The organism is Asticcacaulis machinosus (assembly GCF_028550435.1).
Lineage (GTDB): Bacteria > Pseudomonadota > Alphaproteobacteria > Caulobacterales > Caulobacteraceae > Asticcacaulis > Asticcacaulis machinosus.
Genome location: NZ_JAQQKV010000003.1, coordinates 337393 through 353501, shown reverse-complemented (window position 1 = coordinate 353501; position 16109 = coordinate 337393). Strand labels below are relative to the sequence as shown.

The window sequence follows — 16109 nt, the reverse complement described above, 5'->3', positions numbered from 1 at the left end:
GGTGGGCGCTTTTTTTCTCAGCAAAAAACTCCCTCTCCCCCTCGTCCACGCTCGGGCGGGGGGTAATTTTTTTGTCCTGTAAGCCGCAACATCTCACATCTTAAAGCTTTGTAATCGGCCTGCATACGTATTCACATTGCCGGTGGGTTTTCAAATCCATATGACAGTTGAGACGCGTTTTTACAGGGACAACGCGGCGGGTGATTTTCAGCACCCACCATAACAAAACAGTTCAAACACATGTCGCGCAAACCCCGAAACCGGGCATGCGAACGGCAGGGAGCTTACCATGACGTCCAGACTATCCAAAACCGTTGTCCTTCTGATGTGCAGCGCCGCCACAGGCGCACTGAGCCTGACCGCTAACGCTCAGGAGGTTGCGTCCAACGCCGCCCATACCCCCAACCAGATCGTGCAAACAGAAGCCACTGATGGGCCCGGCGAGGTTTCGCCCTGGGCCTATTCGGCCAAGCAGGGGATCGGCGCATCCTATGAAGCCTATAAGGACTTCCACTATTCAGACGATGCCACCACCGGCAAGGTGTCAAAGGTATGGTTCTCACTGGCCGACGGCGTTGTCACCGAAACCATGTCGGGCCTGATCCATGAGGCCCAGATCCGTGAACTGCAAATCGCCATCGCCGGCAAAGGTTATGTCGCGCTGGAGACCACCGACACGACCTCAAAGATTGAATATATCCACACCGACCCTGACGGTCGCCCACTGTCGCCCGCCTACCGCCTGACCAATACCGATAAAGAGGGCCGGTTCGTGATCGTGAAGGACATCTTCACCGATCCGGATCACCAGACCCTGATGATGCGCGTGACGGTTAAGGCTCTGAAAGGGCCGGTTACGCCCTATATCGTGCTCGATCCTTCGGTCGCCAATACTTCCGGCGACGATCAGGGCCGCGCCAGCCCCACCGCCTTACAGGCGTTTGAAGGGGATGCCGCCCTGTCCTTGAAAGCCAGTGTCCCGTTCAAAAAGGCCAGTGTCGGCTTTACCGGAAAGGACGGGCTGGCCAGCCTGCTAACGACCCAAAAACTCGGCAAACTGTCGTCGGACACCGGCGGCGTTAAAGGCAATATCCGCCTGATCGGTGAACTGGCCCCGGTGACCACCACCACGACCTTTGATGTGGCTTTGGGTTTTGGCTCAACGACCGCCGCCGCCGATGCACAAGCCGCGGCGACCTTAAAGACCGGCTACGCCAAGGTTCTGGCCAATTACAATGGTGAAGGGGCGGCGATTGGCTGGGAAGACTATCTGGCGTCTCTGGGCGAACTGAAATCCCTCGTTCCGGTGACCGAAGACAACGGCAAACTGCTCTATGCCTCGGCTCTGGCGCTAAAGGTTCAGGAAGACCGCACCTATTCCGGAGCGCTCATTGCCTCCTTGTCCAACCCGTGGGGCGACACCGCCACACCTAAGGTCAGCGCCACTGGCTATAAGGCGGTCTGGCCACGCGACTTCTATCAGGTCGCGATGGCGATGGCAGCACTTGGCGATAAGGAAACGCCGGTCGCCGCCTTTCGTTATTTACCCAAGGTTCAGGTTGGCGCGCACACACCCGGCAATAAGGGTGACGGCGGCTGGTATCTGCAAAAGGCCCATGTCGACGGCACACCGGAATGGGTGGGCGTTCAGCTTGACCAGACCGCCATGCCGATCATGCTGGGCTGGAAGCTGGAAAGCCTTGGCCTGATCTCAAAGCATGAACTGGTTGGCTCATATAAAACGTCACTGAAAAAAGCCGCCGATTTCTTAAGCTTTGGCGGCACCCCGAACCTCGGCTGGAACAACCAGAAAATCACGCCGCCCTATAGCCAGCAGGAGCGCTGGGAAGAACAGGAAGGCCACTCGCCATCCACCACCGCCGCCGTGATCGCGGGCCTGCTGGTGGCGTCCGATATCGCCACACAGGCCGGAGATGCCACCTCTGCCGCGACCTATAAATCCAAGGCGCTCGACTATTCCGCCAAGCTGGATCAACGCCTCTATACCACTAAGGGCGAAGTGGCAGGTGCGCCGCAGTCTTACTATCTGCGCATCAGCCGCTCCGAAGACGCCAACACTCCCGGCGTGCAGGATGAACGTAACGGCCGCGTGGGGCTGCACGGCGATAAGGTTATCGATGCCGGGTTCTTAGAATTGGTGCGCTACGGCGTGCGCCCGGCCCGCGATGCCAAGATCGCCCAGTCTTTGACCGTCATCGATAATGAAACCATCGCGGAGAACCTGCGGGTCAAATATACTTTTAAGGGTAAATATCCGGGCTTCCGCCGCTATGGCAATGACGGTTACGGCGAAGATCAGGTCACCGGCGGCAATTACGCGGTCTTTGGCCAAAGCTCACCCAATCAGCGCGGACGGGTGTGGCCGATCTTTACCGGTGAGCGCGGTCATTACGAACTGGCGCTGGCCACAGCCAAAGGGGCAACGGATGCTGATATTGCCCGCATCCGCGACACCTACGTGGCCGCAATGGAATACTTCGCCAATGACGGCCTGATGCTGCCCGAACAGGTCTGGGACGGGGTCGGCGCGCCCTCACCTCACGGCTATGCGGTGGGCGACGGCACCGACAGTGCCACACCTCTGGCCTGGACCCACGCCGAATATGTCAAGTTGCTGCGCTCAGTCCGCGATCGCAAGGTCTGGGATCATTACCCGGTCGTGGCCGATCAGTTGACAAAATAGCTGTTTTAGAACTCCCCCCTGATTTCAGGGGGGATACCGCCTATTAGGCGGAGGGGGGTTAAAACCGCCGATGTTAACCCCACCCGTCGTCCGATGCTAAAGCACCAGCCGCCACCCTCCCCTGAAATCAGGGGAGGTTCTATAATTACCCACCACACGATTCGCGAATAATCAACTGCGTCGGGATACGTTTCAGTTCAACCGGCTGGCCGCTGATCAGCACATCCAGCGCATCGACCAGCACATGGGCGGCCTCAGTTGTATCCTGACGCACGGTCGACAGCATCGGGCTGGTGCAGGTGCACACCCACAGGTCGTCAAACCCCATCACTGACACGTCCTTTGGCACCGACAGTCCGGCCCGCAGCAATTGCTGGATCGCCCCAACCGCCAGCAAATCGGCGACGGCGAATACGGCATCGAACGCAACGCCCTCACGTATCAGGCGTTCAATCGCCGCCACGCCGTCCTCACGCGAAATAAAGCAGTCGATCATAAGCTCCGGGTCAGGCGTTATCCCGGCCTCGGTCAGGGCACGGACATAGCCCTCAAAGCGTTCCTTGTACTCAAGATGGCTGGCCGACGGCTCACCCAGAAAGGCAATCCGCCGCCGACCCAGCCCGATCAGATGCTTAACCGCGCTATAGGCCCCGCCTTCATTATCCGAGCCGATAACCAGATTGGGATGCTCAGGGATTACCGGCCCCCACAACACCCACGGCTCGCCCATCTCACCCAGCACGGCGACCTTTTTCGTATAGGTGTCGTAGTCGTTGTAGCCGAGGAAAATGATGCCATCGGCCCGACGCGCATGGCCGTAATCCGAGCCCCAGTTATCGCTTTGTTTTTGCAGCGACACCAGAACATCATAGCCTTTTGATCCGGCATATTTCAGGATCGACCCGATCAGCGGCATAAAGAACGGATTGATAGGGCTGTCGGACTTATCCATATCCTCAGAGATCAGCACGGCGATGGTGTTGATCTTTTTGGAGCGCAGCTTACGCGCATTGACATCGACCGTGTAGTTCAGTTGTGCCGCGGCATCGACCACGCGCTGACGCACAGCCTCACTGACCACCCCGCCCTGACTGAGCGCGCGCGACACCGTCGCCTGAGATACCCCCGCAAGGGCCGCAATATCAAACGAAGTCGGCCGTTTCACGATATATTTGTCCCTTAAGTCTTTTGTATTTTAGGGCCAGAATAGAGTAAATCGCGGCGGAAACAAGTTGACCTTACCCACTATAGTTTAAGCGTGCGTGTCAGGACGCGTGACGGGCTACCTTCCTTCAGAATATACATGGTGCCGCCGTGCTTAAGGCCAGAAAATTACGGCGTAAATTTTGGACATTAGACATAGTTAAAGTCCTTGATGAGGCTGAGATAAGATTTCGGATTAAGGCTTGGTTGAGTTATTACGCGTCACCACAGCCGCACGCCGGTCATGGTTTCCGACAGTTCCCACAGCCGCTTGCAGTCAGCCTGATTGAGGGCGGGTGCCGGTATTTTAGCAAGCGTCGGATAGCCGCGCGTTTCGCTCATCCGTTCCGGCCCGATATAGCTGCCGGGCTTGGCCAAAGGTGCCGTGGCGGCATAAAGGGTCGGCCATGCACCGTGGGCCACCGGCTGGAACATAAAGCCCAACACGCTGCGCAAAATACCGACCGCGCTCCAGCGACCGGCGGAATTGTACAAAAGCTCTGTGCGCGACAGGCCCGGATGGGAGGCCATACTGGCTACCCCCCAGCCTCCGGCCTCGCTGCGGCGCTGAAACTCAAGGGCAAACATCAGGCAGGCCAGTTTTGACTGGGCATAGACCGGCATCGGCTGATAGTTTTTTTCGGCATTAAAATTATCGAAATTAATGATGCCCTGCCGGGCGGCAACGCTGGACAAGGTCACCACCCGTGGCTGCTTGGATTGGCGCAGAAGCGGCATCAGATGAGCGGTGAGCGCAAAATGACCCAGATAGTTGGTGCCCAGTTGCAACTCAAAGCCGTCTTCGGTCACCTGCCGTTTGGGCGGTCGCATGACGCCTGCATTATTGATCAGAATATCCAGGCTCAGTCTTTGGTTGCGCAGACGCCTACCAAAATCCGCAACAGAGGCCAGACTGGCCAGATCGAGTGCTTCAAAACACACATTGGCAGCAGGGGTGGCTTTTAGAATGGCCGCTACCGCCTCGGCTCCTTTTTTGGGATTGCGCCCCGCGATGATGACTTCGGCCCCGGCGTGCGCCAACGCCAGCGCCGTCTCAAACCCCAGACCGCCCGTGCCGGTAACCACGGCTGAGCGGCCGCTTTGGGAGGGCATATTGGAAGATGTCCATTTCACCATGATAATACCTCAGAAACTGTAAGCTAAAGTGATGCCCGCCGTCGGCTGCCAGCGGCTGCCGGGGATGGGGATCGGACTGTCGGCAATGTTACCGACCAGATAGTTCACGCGCACACCGAGGGCGTCCACGCCATCCAGTGATCCGTCAGATGGGCGACTTTGTGCGGCGGCGGCGGTGCCGAGGGCGGCGCCCGCCATCACAATTCCACAGGCCAAGACATAGGTTTGATAGGTGAGCATGTTCATTCCTTTGCAATTGAAACCATGCGCTTCAGGCATATCTGTCCGCATTCCGACACATGGATGTCCGAAGGGGCTGGTATCTAAGGCTATGTTTTGGCTTTAGGTTTTACGGATAAGTTCAGCGATACGCTGGTTGGCGATCAGGCACGCAATGCCGGACAGGACGCACGCCACGGGCACAATCAACAGCCCAAGCCCCAGCCCGTTGGGTATTTGCGCAGAGGTTGCCGCATCGCTGATCATACCGACCATCAACGGGGCCAGCGCCGGGCCCAAGAGGCCTGAGGCAATCATCACCAGACTGGAGGCCATAGCCTGCTTACCCGGCCCCGCCACCAGATGGGCGGCACCAAACGCCCACGGCAGCAGAAACGCAAAGGCCAGCATGGTCGGCACGAACAGCAGGATGGCGACCCAGCCGATGGGCGCAAACAGGGCCGCGGTGACCGTCACGCTGGAGATCAGAAACAGAATGGCCGGCGGGCCCAGCACACGCCCTGTGCCGGAGCGCACCGCCCGGTCAAAGCCGCGTCCGCCAACCAGCGTGCCAATAATGCCCATCAGCCCCTGAAGCAGGCCAAACGACAGGCCGACCTCGCTGGCCGTAAAGCCGTGGGTACGGATCAGAAACGGGGCCGAAAAGGCATAAAAAGGTGCTGAGGCAAAGCCGAGGGCTACCCCCGCAATCACCAGCCAGCGAAAGGCGGGCACAGACAGCAGCCGCAGGCTTGAGGCCAGGAAAGGCTCGGTCACCTTTGATGTCACCATGACACGCGGCGTTGACGGTATGACCAGGTAGGCCAGCACGGCCACAGCCGCACCCAGAGCACCGGCGCCGATCAGGGCTGTGCGCCAGCCCAGGCTATCACCGATGGCACCACCGGCGGCAAACCCAACCATTGTCCCCAGCGGGATTCCCATGGAGAACAGGCCGATCGCCAGCCCTCGCCGTTCAAGCCGGATGGTGCGGGCGATTATAGCGTGGCCTGAAGGAATAGCCCCCGCTTCGCCAAACGCCACCCCAAAGCGGGTCAGGGCCAGAAACACAAAGCTGGCGGCCATACCGCCCAGAGCGGTCATAACGCTCCATACCACAAGACAGATGAGAAGGACCATCCGTGGTGAACCGCGATCCGCCTGACGAGCCAATGGCAGAGACAGCAGGGTATAACAGACCGCAAAGGCAACACCGGTCATCAGGCCGATCTGGGTATCGCTCAGCGACAGGTCTGTTTTAATGGCTTCCGCCAGAATATAGGGCAGTATCCGGTCGATCTGGCTGACCGCGTTTATCAACAAAAGCGTGGCAAGGACGGCCCCGAAACGCCAGCCCTGCACATAATTAGCGCTAAGGTTTGGGTCAGGACTTACCGCCGGGGGTTGACAAGTCAGGGCGTTCGGCTCAACTCTTTGGGTCTCAGCAGTTTCTGACATGACACGCTTTCATTTGGTTCGATTGGGCAAAATCAAGCTAAAGGGAAATGTCGATGTTCAAAATGCCTGAAACCTCAATAAACTTGCCTATTCCTGCAAACGCGGACTCTAAGGTGGTTCAGTTGCACCCCAGCCCCATATCGCCCCCAAACGCCGAGGCCTCGCCCATGCTTGCGGGGCTGCTGAGGGATGTGACCGCCTATATCGAGGCCGAAGGCGGCGGTCAGGGCGCCTTTAAAACCGCCGTCAGCAACGTCAATATCCTGCGCTGTTTTCAGGCCATGATGCCGATGCGTAAGATCTATAAGCCCTCCATGTGCGTGACCTTGCAGGGTTCCAAGGAAATCCTGTTAGGCGACGAACAACTCGATTACCGCGCTATGGAGTTTCTGGTAGTCAGCATCGAGGTGCCGGGTTCCGGCCGTATTGTCGAGGCCAGCCCTGACCTGCCCTATGTCGGCATCGTTATTGATTTCGATAGCGCCCTGATGCGCGAAGTCGTAGCACAGGTTGACGATATTCCGGCCACCTCAGAGTCAGGCCGGTGCGTATTTGTGGGCAAGGTCGATGACCGGTTGGCCGAATGTCTGCTGCGGCTGGTGCGATTGTCGGACACGCCCAAGGCGGTGCCGGTGCTCTACCCGTCGATCATGAAGGAAATCTATTACTGGCTGCTGACCGGGCCGCATGGCGCTGAGCTGCGCAAGCTGGCCCTGCCGGAAAGCAATATGGAGCGGGTGACCAACGCCATTTACCTGATCCGCGATAATCTCGCCAAAACCATACGTGTGGAGGAACTGGCCTCAGAGGCGCGCATGAGCCCGTCGTCATTCCATCAGCATTTTAAGCGCATGACCTCGATGTCGCCATTGCAGTACCAAAAGCAACTTAGGCTGCTGGAGGCTCGGCGGCTGCTTATGGCGGATGCCGCCAATGTCTCGGACGCCGCCTATCAGGTCGGCTATGAGAGCGCCTCCCAGTTCAGCCGGGAATATTCCCGCATGTTCGGCATGGCCCCAAAGCGCAGCCTGATGGTCTTGCGGCCCCTGCCCGCCTGACAGGCGCTGTCAGGCAGGCAGAGATTTACATCTTATTGCGACAGATCACCGGTTTTGGCGGGCTTTTTGCCGGGCACCCAAAGTTCCGGCGTGGCCGGTTTCAGGTCTTTGCGGGTTTTGCGACCCTTAGCATCCTTGGTCAGCGAAAAGGCATCATAAAGCTCACCATTGGCAGTGAAGGCTTTATAGTTCAGGGCCTTGCCCTCAACGGTCAGCACCTGAAACAACTGAGTGTGAGAGGCCTTACGGTCCACCCAGTCAAGATCGGCCACGGCATACATCTTAGGGCCTGCGACTGACACCACATAGACCGTGGCGTCGTCTTTCGGACTTTGCTTTGACCGCGCCGTGGGTGCTGCCCCGCGGGCATAGCCGTGGTCATGGCCTTGCAGCAGCAGATCGACCTTATATTTGTCGATCAGTGGCTTAAGCGCCTCACGCACGCGCGGATTATCGCGGTCAGGCTCGGACGAATAAAGCGGAAAATGCAGGCTGATGATCGTCCAGTCATTGGGGTTGTTGGCCAAAATCTTATCAAGCCACTGAACCTGCGCGGTGCGCTCGGCTTCATCGCCGTGCAGCAGCGGCGCATCGATCGAAATGACCCGTACACCCTGATAATCAACATAGAATGCCGTTTCTTTCAGCTTATCACGGCCCTCCGGCCCATTTTCCGGTAAGGTATATTGCGCCCGCCACTGGGGTGACAGACGCGCGCCGGTATCATCAATCGGGCGGCCATATTCGTGATTGCCCGGCGTCATGATCGACGGGGTCTGAGCGTGGATAAAGCCACCGGCTGAGAACCATTCGCCCCATTCGCGGTCGCTGGCATGACGGTTGATCAGGTCACCGGCGTGCAGCATGAACGACGCCTTGCTATCTTCGCGCAAAGCTTCGCGCAACACCCGCGACCAGTGTTCTTTGATATTGTTCTGGGCATCGCCCAGATAGATGAAGGTGAATTTGTCGCCCGGCTTACCCGCCGTCGAAAACTGGAACCATTCTGACCAGTTGGCACCATCCCCGACGCGGTAGACATAGCGGGTGGCGGGTTTCAGTCCTGTCAGCACCACCGAATTATAGGTCGCCTGAAAGCCCGTTTGTTCCTGCACATCCAACGTCAGGGCCTCGGTCTTTGCGGCTACTTCGGTTGTGCGGGACACAAAGTTCGGACCGGGTTCGGAGATGGCAAACTGCACCTTGCCCGCTGCGGAACCCGCAGCCGAGCGCCAGGTAACGGCCATTTCGTGTTGCGGATCATTGGTCAGATTAAGGATGATACGTTCAGGCTCAACCGTGGCCGGAGCCAGTGGCGGCACAGGCGCGGTTTGCGCGGTCGCCAGTACGCTGATGGCCAGACCCGCCGCCGTCAAAAGCGCACGCGCCGCCAGATATTTTGCAGATGAGGTCATGAAGCTGCCTTTAAAAGCAAAAGGCGGAGCCTCCGGTACGCACCGAAGACTCCGCAAGTTTGGGGACAGGGTTATTAGTAAACGTAGTTGAAGGTCAGGTTGATCGTGCGGCCATTCTTGATGAACGCGCGGCTTGACGCTTCGGTCGGGCCATAGGAAATCCAGTAGGTATGCTCATCGAACATGTTCTGGACATCGAGGCTGACGGTCGCCTTTTTGGTCAGGGCCTTGCGCACCTTCATGTCGACAAAGGTATAGTCCTGCTCATAGGGGTTGTTGCCGAAGTCCTGAATGCCTTCCAGCATTTCCGACTGATGGTTGACGGCGATATAGCCTTCCCAGCCGTATTTTTCGTAGAACAGTTCAAGGTTTAACACCCGCTCAGGCGTCTCCATCAGCGGCAGTTTATAGCCGTCCGGATGCCAGCTCATGCCCGTGACCGCTTCCGAAGTCTGGAAGGTGCCGTTGAAACCGACCCCAAAGCCATCGAGCGGCGACGGCAGCCAGTGGAATATCTGACGGGCGCTGACTTCCATGCCCTGAACGGTCGCCTTCTTGCCATTGTTCGGCATCAGGACGGCCACACCATTGGGATCTTCGTTCTCGCTGGAGGTGCCATCGCGGACGTTGGAAGATGACGAGCGGAACAGGAAGTTCTTGATGTCCTTATAATAGACGGCCACCGAATAGGCGCCGGTCTTGCCGTTATACCATTCCAGCGACAGATCGTAATTGACCGCTTCCATAGGCTTTAGATCAGGATTGCCCTTTTCCACCGCCACCAGTTCCCATTCGGCCACAGGATTGGCCGTACCGTTGCCGTCAGGATCGGTGTTGTAGCTATATTCCTCGGCCGAACTCATGCGGGCAATGTCCGGACGGGCAAAGCTGGTCCAGATCGCCCCGCGCAGGAACAGGTTCGGGCTGAACTTATAGGTCGCATGAACCGACGGCAGGACATTAGTGAAGTCGGTCTTGGTCTGGGAATACTGATCCCCCAGCTTCGGATCCATCATCCAGGCATTGATCAGATTTTCTGTCTTCTCAACACGGGCACCGGCGATGACCTGAAGCTTGCCGAACTCGGCTTCGCCCATGGCATAGAGCGCGGTGACCTTTTCCTCAAAGCCAAAGCTGTCTTCGTCGGAGATGGTGGCCTCATCCGGCGTCAGGGCCTCCCCGTCAAAGAAGGTCGAGGTGCCGGCCGTGGCGCGGGCCAGTTCGGCCAGCATTTTGTCGTTATCCAGCACAATCCCCAGACGATAATCGCCGCTGTATTCGCCGTCGAACAGGCTGTTTACCGGATCGCCATAAAACTGGGAGAAGTCCGCCAGCGTGCCGTCCATATCAAGATTGAGGAACGAGCCTTCAAACTTGTTGCGGTCGGATTCGTAATATTTGGCCCCGGCGCGGAAGGTGCGCAGCCAGTCGTGATTGAAGTCATAGGCGATGTTGATCTGGGCCTGCTTCAGCTTTTCCTTGACCGAGGATACACCGGCCTCAAGACCCGAAAAATTGTAGTTGGCCGGATCATGAACGGCGGCCATACCCGCAGAGTTCAACACCCATTTCGGGTAGCGGCTGTCGGCCGAGCTATCGACGCCCACGCCTTTGTTGCCTTGCCAGCCATAAAAGTCGGTGCGGAATTCCAGTTCGTATTCACCATCAGCGACATCTTCGGATTCCGATACCGACAGGTCATAATCGACCGTCAACTGGCCAAAGCGGCTCTTACCGCCAAAGTTCAGCGATGACAGAAGGCCGGTCGAATAGCTGCCTTCCCAGAAACGGCGCAGACGAAAACCCTGCGGATCCCAGGTGCCCGAACCACCATTTAAGGTATAGAATGAACGGGTAGATTTGTCCGCATCGGTGATTACACCATCGCCGTCGCGGTCAACGATCTGCGCGGTCGTGTAGCTATATATATTCCCTTTGGCCCCCGTGCCGATGATCGCGTTGCCGGGCTGAGCCAGAGTGGTGTCGCTGAGATTGCGCTGGGTCAGGCGTGCCGAAAGCTGAGCCGTATCGTTACGGAAGTTCAGACGGGTCGAAAATTCTTTTTCGTTATATTCGTTATAGGTGCCGCGCAGGTGGAACTCATGGTCATCACCGCGCCAGTCGAGCGAACCATTGACACCCTTACGCTCAACTTCGGTTTCACCGGTCGCGATCTGCATACCGCGGTACACAAAGTTGCTGAGGTCGGAGCCCAGAGTTTCGGAGTTTGAATACCAGTAATAGGGCTGGCTGTCGCCGTCGCCGCCGTTTTCCTCAAACTGCGTGTTGCGCTTGGAATAGGACGCGGTCAGGAACAGGCCCAGACGGTCAGAGAATTTACGGCCGAAAGAGACCGATGCCTTGGATGACGTCGGGTTATCGAACTTATCCATCACCCCGCCCTGCACCGACAGGCCGATATGGGTGTCTTTCTTGAAGCTGAACGCCGTTGGGGTATCGATTTCGACCGTACCGCCCAAGGCGTCGCCATCCATGTTCGGCATGATGGTCTTATGAACCGTGATGCCGGAAATACCTTCCGGCGGCAGGAAGCTTAAGCGCACACCGCGATAGAACTGATCATCACGCGAACCGGCGCCCGACATCTTCACGCCGTTCATGGTGTAGTTGTTCAGTTCCGTCGACAGACCGCGCACGGTGATGCGGTCACCTTCGCCGGTGCGGCTGTCGCGCACGGCATTAACGCCAGGGACTTTAGCGAGCGCCTCGGCGACATTGGCGACCGGCAGATTGCCCATGTCGTCAGCGCTGACGCGGTCGGAGATGTTTTTGTTCTTACGCTTGTTGTCGAGTGATTCCCGCATAGCGACGGCATAACCGCGCACAATCACGGTTTCGATCTCGGCGTCTGCGACCGGTGCAGCAGTGGTAGCCGCCGTCGCCGCCGGTGCCAACCGCACTACGACCGAGCCGCCGGAAATATCGGCGCTCAGGCCCGTGCCTTTAAGAAGTTGCGTAAGGGCTTCACGGGCCGTAAACGATCCCGATACGCCGTTCGAGCGCTTGCCGCGCATCAGATCCGGATCGGCCATGACCTGAAGGCCGGTCGCCTTTGAATAGTCTTTCAAAGCTGCCGACAGGTCTTTGGGTGCAATTTTGAAGGATTGGGTGGCGGTCGCTTGGGTTTGGGCCTGAACCATCAGCGGCGCAGCCATCCCCCCAGCCATAAGCGCCAGCACGGACAGCCCCTGCACAAGTCTGAATTTCGTCGTCACGTTTAAATCTCCGGTAAACGCGGCCCCCATCGGCCTCGCATTAGGGGAGATGCGACCGGGCCCCGGCTCCCGACAAAAAATATTATGAATGTTTTATGAATAAAATCAGACACATTTTGCACACATCAAACTATTTCGTCAGTACCGTGACGGTTTCATCCGCCTGCACATTAATGCCGTAAACCTGCTTCAGCCCGCTTAAAACCAGTGCCGGATCAGAGACTTTGAAACGGCCGGACACCGTTTTGGCCGCCAGATCCGGATCAGCTATTTTGACCGGGACTTTAGCAAAGCGGTTGACCTCGGCGATCAGTCGCCCCAGTTCAATATCCTCGGCCTCATACCAGCCATCGCGCCAGTCGGGCGTCTGCGCGGCATCAAAGCGCGTCACTTCGCTGCGCCCCGAATGGCTGATCAGCTTCAACCCCGGTGTCAGATCCGTATGAGCCTTACCGACCGCCACCTGAACCTTGCCGCGGTAAACGGAAATTTCCGTAATGTCGCCGGTGACAGTATCAATATTAAACGCCGTGCCGACCACCTTCACATCGGTGTCATTGGCCGCGACGTGGAACGGGCGGCCCTCGTCATGGGCGACATCGAACCACGCCTCACCCCGTGTCAGTTCGACCTGCCGGCGTCCGTTCAGAAACTGAACCGTCAAAGCTGAATTGCCGCTCAAGGCTATGCGCGTGCCATCGGGTAAGGCCACATCCTGAATATCGCCGGGGCCGGTCATCAGGCTGGCGCTATAGGTCGGCTGCGGCTTAAACGCCGGGAGCCCGACGGATTTGGTATTCAGGCTTACAAACCCCAGCACCAGACAGGCCGCGATCGCCCCGCCCAATATAATCGCCAAATGGCTGCGCCCCTGCCGCTGGCGCTTAACCGTAGCCGTTGCCTCAGCCACCGATGGCGCCTTCCAGGTCGCAGACAGGTCAGCATAGGCCTGCGCATGGTCGGGATTCGCCGTGATCCACAGTTCAAACTGCCGCTCAGTATGGGCCGGTACGCTCTCGGCCATCATAGCGACAACCCAGGCGGCCGCCTCGTCCTCAACCGATAAAATTTTCGGGTCGTTCACAACCTTAATCATGACGCCCACCCTTCTTCTATATCGTTATCTGGCCTGTCGTTATCTGGATTTATAGTTTTGTCGGGCGCCTCAACTTCCCGCCATTTCCGGCGCGCGGCATGCAGATCGACCAGCGCCCGTGTAATATGTTTTTCGATAGCCTTAGGGTTCAAATTCAACGCCCGGCCAATGTCTTCGCAGCTTTGGCCCTCAAGTCGCCGGCGCATAAACACATCACGCCTAAGCGGTGGCATCTTATTTAACGCCGCCAGCATGGCCCGCGTTTCAGCGCGATCCTCGGTGATCCGATCCGGCAAGGGACGCGCACAGGCCATACCGTCAATTTCACTGATGTCCGAAATGGGTTTAAGCCGCCGGTAATGGCCCTTGATCAGGTTGTCCGCGATGCGAAACGCCAGCGCATGAAGGCTGATGACAATGTGATTTTGCTGATATTCAATGGCATTCAGCACCGCCTGCTGGGCAATATCGTCCGCCAGATCAGGCTGGCGGGTGCGGCTTAGGGCGTAGCGACGCACAATCAGGCGTATAGCCGCCCAGTCATCGTCATGCCGCTGAGGCTCCACGCCGCGTCTCCAGCCAATACTCACACCGCCTCGCTTTAGCCGCCTTTTGTGACAGACTCATGAGATGATGCGTCACCGCGCCAAAACCCGACAATCGAGTGTGATTCGCATTCTAAAATAGGCATTACGGTCAACACGGTACTATCAAAGCCCTACCGGGATGCGCTTATGCCGGTTAAGCACGACTTAAGCCCGAAAAAACATTAATGATATCAGAGAGTTGATGGAGGAAGTGGCGGAGAGGGTGGGATTCGAACCCACGGTAGGCTTCCACCTACGCCGCATTTCGAGTGCGGTACATTCGACCACTCTGCCACCTCTCCGCAGAGGTTCTGAATGTGAGACTATAAAGCCCGTGGCCGTCAGAGCGCGTGTCTCTAATGGCTCATGAAAGTTTGTGCAAGCTTTTTTGTGCGGTATTTTCAGCTTCAAATGACGAAGGCATCGAATTGAAAATTTACATCCTCTGATTTTATAGGAATAAGCGTGTCTTTAAGGTGTCAGGTTCGCTTAGAACACACCTGAAATGGCTGAATGTGGGGCGATATTCAATTTGACGGCTAGTCAAAGCCCCGACATGAAGTTATTTAAGACGCTTGTAATGATTAAAGCTTTCAGCCGAATGCGTCGGCTGTTTGTTGGAAAAAGCCAAGAGAGGGCTCTAATTATGAAGTTAAAACTGCTGGCGGGTGCTGCACTCGCCTCTTTAGCGTTGGCGTCTGGCGCCGTCGCTGAAGAAATCAAGGGATGGTACGGCGCTGTCGACCTCGGTTATAACTGGAAGGACGAATGGGGTGCCCGCTCGCAAGGCACCGCTCCTGACGGTGGCCCTTACGTTTTCGACGTTTCGACTGACGATGACTGGGCTGGCTTTGCCCGCCTTGGCTATCGCTACAGCCCAAACTGGCGCGTTGAACTCGAAGGCGGCTATCGCCCTGGCGATGTCACCGCAGCTCGTGGTTTTCCGCGCACTCTGACGGCTCAATCGCTTTGCGCCTCGACTCAAACGGCCACCACCTGTGGTTCGCCTGACGGTTCGATCGATCAGACTTCGGTTATGGCCAACCTGATCTATGACTTCCTGCCAGAATCCAGCTTCCATCCGTTCGTGGGTATCGGTGCCGGTCTGACCAAGGTTGATGTCGATGTTGTCGGCAAGTTCTCGAACGCCAACCAAACCCTCACCATCTCCGGTGATGACACGGTCGCCTCTTACCAGTTCCTGACCGGTTTCGTCTGGGCTCTGTCTGAAAAGCTCGACCTCGACCTGACCTACCGTTACCACAAGCTGGACAAGGTCAACATTTCTTCGACCTCGACCTCGCCGCTGGCTACCTATAAGCCGGGCGACTTCTCTGGCCGTTTCGACAACCAAACGGTTTCGGTTGGCCTGCGTTGGGCGTTCGGTTCGCCGACCCCACCTCCCCCGCCACCTCCGCCGCCCCCACCGCCCCCACCGCCTCCGCCACCGCCTCCAGTGGTTGCGCCGGTTGCACCGCCAGCCCCGGTTTATGAAGCTCGCGAATTCATCGTGTACTTCGAATTCGATCAGGCAGCGCTCACGGCAGACGCTCAAGCTGTGGTTCAGGCTGCTGCTGATTATGCCAAGGCCGGTAACGCGACCCGTATCGTGGTTGTTGGTCACGCTGACACCTCCGGTTCGGCCGCTTACAACATCCGCCTGTCGGAACGCCGCGCTAAGACCGTTGCTGATGCCCTCGCTGGCCTCGGCGTTGACGGCTCCAAGCTGGCTGTTGACTGGAAGGGTGAATCGGCTCCGGCAGTCGCTACTGGCGACGGCGTAAAGGAACCGCTGAACCGTCGTTCGACCATCGACGTTGCTTTTTAATTAGCAACCTCTAAGGTCTTAGACATAAGAGCCCGGCCTGAGAAATCAGGTCGGGCTTCTTGTTTCTTTACACGCGCCTCCCCGACAAATCACCCAAAACGAGTCGTGACTGTAGCTCTACATAGAAGCCGGCAAATCTTGATAATGTTTTCAGTCGTTATCCAGTGT

The 16109-nt window shown here is 57.5% G+C and carries 11 protein-coding genes and 1 tRNA gene; 3 read left to right on the top strand and 9 right to left on the bottom strand.

The annotated features are described in order from the left end of the window. Window positions 1-289: 289 nt before the first annotated feature. Window positions 290-2704, top strand: a complete 2415-nt coding sequence (locus tag PQU98_RS15155; RefSeq protein ID WP_272745796.1) for a glucan 1,4-alpha-glucosidase — start codon at window positions 290-292, stop codon at window positions 2702-2704. A gap of 145 nt (window positions 2705-2849) precedes the next feature. On the opposite strand, the gene PQU98_RS15150 is transcribed toward PQU98_RS15155, so the two are convergent. The 4 genes from PQU98_RS15150 to PQU98_RS15135 all read right to left on the bottom strand — a co-directional run bounded on the left by PQU98_RS15150 (window position 2850) and on the right by PQU98_RS15135 (window position 6721). Then, window positions 2850-3869 (bottom strand): LacI family DNA-binding transcriptional regulator, encoded by a 1020-nt coding sequence (locus tag PQU98_RS15150; RefSeq protein WP_272745795.1) that lies wholly within the window; start codon window positions 3867-3869, stop codon window positions 2850-2852. 260 nt (window positions 3870-4129) lie between these two features. Next, a complete protein-coding gene (locus PQU98_RS15145; protein ID WP_272745794.1) occupies window positions 4130-5044 on the bottom strand; it encodes an SDR family oxidoreductase in 915 nt (304 codons plus the stop codon). A 9-nt stretch (window positions 5045-5053) separates the two neighbouring features. Further along, the gene (locus PQU98_RS15140; protein WP_272745793.1) at window positions 5054-5284 is read right to left on the bottom strand and encodes a hypothetical protein; all 231 of its coding nucleotides are present in this window, start codon (window positions 5282-5284) and stop codon (window positions 5054-5056) included. A 102-nt stretch (window positions 5285-5386) separates the two neighbouring features. Further along, window positions 5387-6721 (bottom strand): MFS transporter, encoded by a 1335-nt coding sequence (locus tag PQU98_RS15135; RefSeq protein ID WP_272745792.1) that lies wholly within the window; start codon window positions 6719-6721, stop codon window positions 5387-5389. Window positions 6722-6888: 167 nt separating this feature from the next. On the opposite strand from PQU98_RS15135, the gene PQU98_RS15130 reads away from it, so the two are divergent. Then, on the top strand, window positions 6889-7779 hold the full coding sequence (locus PQU98_RS15130; RefSeq protein WP_272745791.1) for an AraC family transcriptional regulator: 891 nt from the start codon (window positions 6889-6891) through the stop codon (window positions 7777-7779). 32 nt (window positions 7780-7811) lie between these two features. Here PQU98_RS15130 and PQU98_RS15125 read toward each other — a convergent pair whose 3' ends face one another. The 5 genes from PQU98_RS15125 to PQU98_RS15105 all read right to left on the bottom strand — a co-directional run bounded on the left by PQU98_RS15125 (window position 7812) and on the right by PQU98_RS15105 (window position 14415). Next, window positions 7812-9194: a purple acid phosphatase family protein gene (locus PQU98_RS15125; protein ID WP_272745790.1), complete on the bottom strand. Its 1383-nt coding sequence runs from the start codon at window positions 9192-9194 to the stop codon at window positions 7812-7814. Between the two features lie 74 nt (window positions 9195-9268). Beyond that, window positions 9269-12430, bottom strand: coding sequence for a TonB-dependent receptor (locus PQU98_RS15120; protein WP_272745789.1), 3162 nt, complete (start codon window positions 12428-12430; stop codon window positions 9269-9271). A gap of 130 nt (window positions 12431-12560) precedes the next feature. Next, window positions 12561-13526 carry a FecR family protein gene (locus PQU98_RS15115; protein ID WP_272745788.1) on the bottom strand — a complete coding sequence of 322 codons (966 nt, stop codon included), beginning with the start codon at window positions 13524-13526 and terminating at the stop codon, window positions 12561-12563. Continuing rightward, window positions 13523-14116 carry an RNA polymerase sigma factor gene (locus PQU98_RS15110; protein WP_272745787.1) on the bottom strand — a complete coding sequence of 198 codons (594 nt, stop codon included), beginning with the start codon at window positions 14114-14116 and terminating at the stop codon, window positions 13523-13525. The genes PQU98_RS15115 and PQU98_RS15110 overlap by 4 nt, the downstream gene beginning before the upstream one ends. A gap of 209 nt (window positions 14117-14325) precedes the next feature. Beyond that, window positions 14326-14415: transfer RNA gene (locus tag PQU98_RS15105), tRNA-Ser, on the bottom strand. 344 nt (window positions 14416-14759) lie between these two features. On the opposite strand from PQU98_RS15105, the gene PQU98_RS15100 reads away from it, so the two are divergent. Then, window positions 14760-15941: an OmpA family protein gene (locus PQU98_RS15100; RefSeq protein ID WP_272745786.1), complete on the top strand. Its 1182-nt coding sequence runs from the start codon at window positions 14760-14762 to the stop codon at window positions 15939-15941. Window positions 15942-16109: the final 168 nt, after the last annotated feature.